At 68.7% G+C, this 3,737-nt stretch carries 2 protein-coding genes; both read left to right on the forward strand.

What is annotated here, in order from left to right; all coding sequences use genetic code 11:
• Positions 1–1,503 (forward strand): FAD-linked oxidase C-terminal domain-containing protein, encoded by a 1,503-nt coding sequence (locus VLG41_RS17270; RefSeq protein WP_325350626.1) that lies wholly within the window; start codon positions 1–3, stop codon positions 1,501–1,503.
• A gap of 48 nt (positions 1,504–1,551) precedes the next feature.
• The coding region (locus VLG41_RS17275; RefSeq protein ID WP_325350627.1) for a PAS domain-containing protein at positions 1,552–3,737 on the forward strand (2,186 nt) is incomplete at its 3' end.

A 3,737-nucleotide genomic window follows, 5' to 3' on the forward strand; every position in this document is an offset into this window, starting at 1 on the left:
ATGAACGCCCCCACCCATCCCGACCAGGCCGAGCGCCTGGCGCGCGCCGAGCGCCAGGCCGCCGTGGTGCAGGCTCTGCGCCCGCTGCTGCCCGCGCACGCCCTGCTCTGGCAGCCCGAGGACACCATTCCCTACGAATGCGATGGCCTCACCGCCTACCGCGAACGCCCGATGGTGGTGGCCCTGCCCGAGACCGAGGCCCAGGTGTCGGCCGTGCTCAAGGCCTGCCACGCGCTGGACGTGCCGGTGGTGGCGCGCGGTGCCGGCACCGGTCTGTCGGGCGGCGCCATGCCGCACGCCCGGGGCGTGGTGCTGTCGCTGGCCAGGTTCAACCGCATCCTGCGCATCGACCCGCGCTCGCGCACCGCCACCGTTCAGGCCGGCGTGCGCAACCTCGCCATCAGCGAAGCGGCCGCGCCGCACGGCCTGTACTACGCGCCCGACCCGAGCAGCCAGATCGCCTGCACCATCGGCGGCAACGTGGCGGAGAACTCGGGCGGCGTGCACTGCCTCAAGTACGGTCTGACGATCCACAACGTGCTGCAGGTGCGCGGCTTCACCATCGAGGGCGACCCCATCACCTTCGGCGGCGAATCGCTCGACACCCCCGGGCTGGACCTGCTTCCCCTGGTGGTAGGCAGCGAGGGCATGCTGGCCGTCACCGTCGAGGTGGTGGTGAAACTGGTGCCCAAGCCTCAACTGGCGCGCTGCATCATGGCCAGCTTCGACGACGTGCGAAAGGCCGGCGACGCCGTGGCGGCGGTGGTCGCCGCCGGCATCATCCCGGCCGGCCTGGAGATGATGGACAAACCCATGACCGCCGCCGTCGAGGACTTCGTGCGGGCGGGCTATGACCTGTCCGCCGAAGCCATCCTGTTGTGCGAGAGCGACGGCACGCCAGAAGAGGTGGCTGAAGAAATCGAGCGCATGAGCGCCGTGCTGCGCGGCTGCGGCGCCACCGCCATCGCCGTCAGCCGCGACGAGGCCGAGCGCCTGCGTTTCTGGAGCGGGCGCAAGAACGCCTTCCCCGCCAGCGGGCGCATCAGCCCCGACTACATGTGCATGGACTCGACCATCCCGCGCAAGCGCCTGGCCGACATCCTGCTCGCCATCCAGGCCATGGAGACCACCTACGGCCTGCGTTGCGCCAACGTGTTTCACGCGGGCGACGGCAACCTGCACCCGCTGATCCTGTTCGACGCCAACGACCCCGACCAGCTCCAGCGCTGCGAGCGCTTCGGCGCCGACATCCTGGAGACCAGCGTCGCCATGGGCGGCACCGTGACCGGCGAGCACGGGGTCGGCGTCGAAAAACTCAACAGCATGTGTGTTCAATTCAGCACAGAAGAGAACGAGCAGATGTTCGGCGTCAAGCGCGCCTTTGATGCCAAAGGCTTACTGAATCCGGGCAAAGTGATCCCCACCCTGCAACGTTGTGCGGAATACGGCCGCATGCTGGTGCGCGGCGGGCAGCTGCGACACCCGGATCTCCCCCGCTTTTAGGGTGCAATTCGGCGCAGATGGGCCCCAGGGCTGGGGTACATTGCCGCAATGAGCGCCCGCCTTTCGCCCACCGATGCGCCCCTGGCCCGCCGCGACGGCGAGGCCGGCGTCAGCGAACGCGAGCGGGCCATGGCGCTGGAGCTGCGCACGCTGCGCGCCGAAAACGAGTACCTGCGCCAGCGCTACGCGCAGCAACTCAGCGGCCTGAGCCCCAGCACCGACGCCAGCCAGAAGCAGTTCCACGCCGACCTCCCGCTGCAACTGGCGTCGGCACTGGACGCCAAACGTGAAGGCCGCCCGGCCCTGGCCAAGCTCGAATACGAAGCCCTCTTCGGCGCGCTCGCCAGCGTGTTCCCCATCGGCGTCTTCCGCACCGACGAAGGCGGGCTGCTCACGCACATCGACAGCCAGCTCCAACAGATCTTCGGCCTGCGCAGCGAGGATTTCCCCAACTTCGGCTGGCTCGGCCGCGTGCACCCCGACGACCTGGAGCGCGTACAGGCCAGCTGGGTGCGCGGCATCTCGCGCGGCGAAAGCCTCAACGTCGAGTTCCGCATCGTCAAGCCGGGCAACGAGACCGTGCACGTGCTGGTGCGCAACGCCCCCCTGCGCGACGCCAGTGGCCGCGTCGTCAGCCAGCTCGGTTTCGTTCAGGACATCACCACGCTGCGCGTGCTCGAGGCCGAGGCGCGCATCAAGGACGAACTCAATCGCCAGATCATCGCCAGCAGCCCCGACTGCACCAAGGTGCTCGACCTGGAGGGCCGCGTGGTGCAGATGACCGAACAGGGCTGCCGCCTCGTCGAGGTGGACGACTTCGAAGAGGTGCGCCTGAGCGACTGGACCACCTGGTGGCCCGAGGAAGGCGGCACGCTCGCGCGCGACGCCGTGGCCGCCGCGCGCCAGGGCAAGGGCTCGCGCTTCGTGGCCTTCGGCAACACCTTCAAGGGCACACCCAAGTGGTGGGACACCGCGCTCACGCCGATCTGCGACGCGCAAGGCCAACCGGTCATGTTGCTGGCCGTCTCGCGCGACATCACCGAGCTGCACCAGCAGCAGGACGAGATCCGCCGCTTCAATGCCGAACTCGAAAAGCGCGTGAAGGAGCGCACCGAGGAACTGGCCGATGCCAAGGAGCGCGTGAGCATGGCCTTGGCCGAGGCGCAATCGCTCTACAACCAGGCACCCTGCGGCTACCACTCGTTCGACGCCAATGGCACGCTGGTGCTCATCAACCGCACCGAGCTCGACTGGCTCGGGTACGAGCGCCACGAGGTCATCGGCAAGCTCAACGTGCGCGACATGCTGCAGCCCGGCGACCAGGGGCCCGTCCTGGACCGCCTGGCCCGCCTGGTGGCCGGCGAGAAACTCGATCCGATCGAGACCGTGGTGCGCCGCCGCGACGGCAGCAGCTTCCCTGCGCTCGTCAGCAGCACGGCCGTGCGCGACAGCAAGGGGCGCTTCCTGCGCACCAACAACACGCTGATCGACATCACGGCCTCGAAGGCGGCGCAGCAGGCACTGGCCGCACAAGCCCGGTTCATGCAGACGATCAGCGACCACGCGCCGGTGCAGATCGCCTTTTTCGACCGCGATCTGATCTGCCGCTTCGCCAACGCCAGCTATTCCCGCTGGTGCGATGGCCGCCAGAGCGGGGGCGTGGTCGGCCGCCATCTGAGCGACATCGCCGACCGGCAGGTGTACGAGTCCGTGCGCGACCGGCTGGACGCCGCGCTGGCGGGCGAGCCGCAGCGCTTCGAAGGGGAACGCCGCTTCCCCGGTGGCGATCCGTACTACGCCAGCATCGAATACATCCCCTTCCAGGTCGACGGCGAGGTGCAGGGCCTGATCATCCAGATGATCGACATCACCGACCGCAAGGCCTCGGAGGACCGCGTCTCGCAGGCCAACCAGCGGCTCGCGCGCGCGCTCGAACAGGCCAATGCGCTCTACAACCGCGCGCCCTGCGGCTACCACTCGCTCGACATCGACGGCGTGTTCGTCTCGATCAACGACACCGAACTGGAATGGCTGGGCTACACACGCGACGAGGTCGTCGGCAAGCTCAACTTCCGCGACGTGATCCCCGCGCACCAGGTGGCGCTGCTGGAATCGCGCACCAGCCGCATGCTGCAGGACGACGCGCTGGAGGGCGTCGAGTACGAAATGCAGCGGCGCGACGGCACGCGCTTCTACGCGCTGCTGTCATCGGCCGCCGTGCGCGACGCGCAGGG

This window comes from Hydrogenophaga sp., assembly GCF_035481345.1.
Lineage (GTDB): Bacteria > Pseudomonadota > Gammaproteobacteria > Burkholderiales > Burkholderiaceae_C > Hydrogenophaga.

Coding starts and splice junctions, on each gene's coding strand:
- VLG41_RS17270 (WP_325350626.1), top strand. CDS start 1: ATGAACGCCCCCACCCATCCCGACCAGGCCGAGCGCCTGGCGCGCGCC.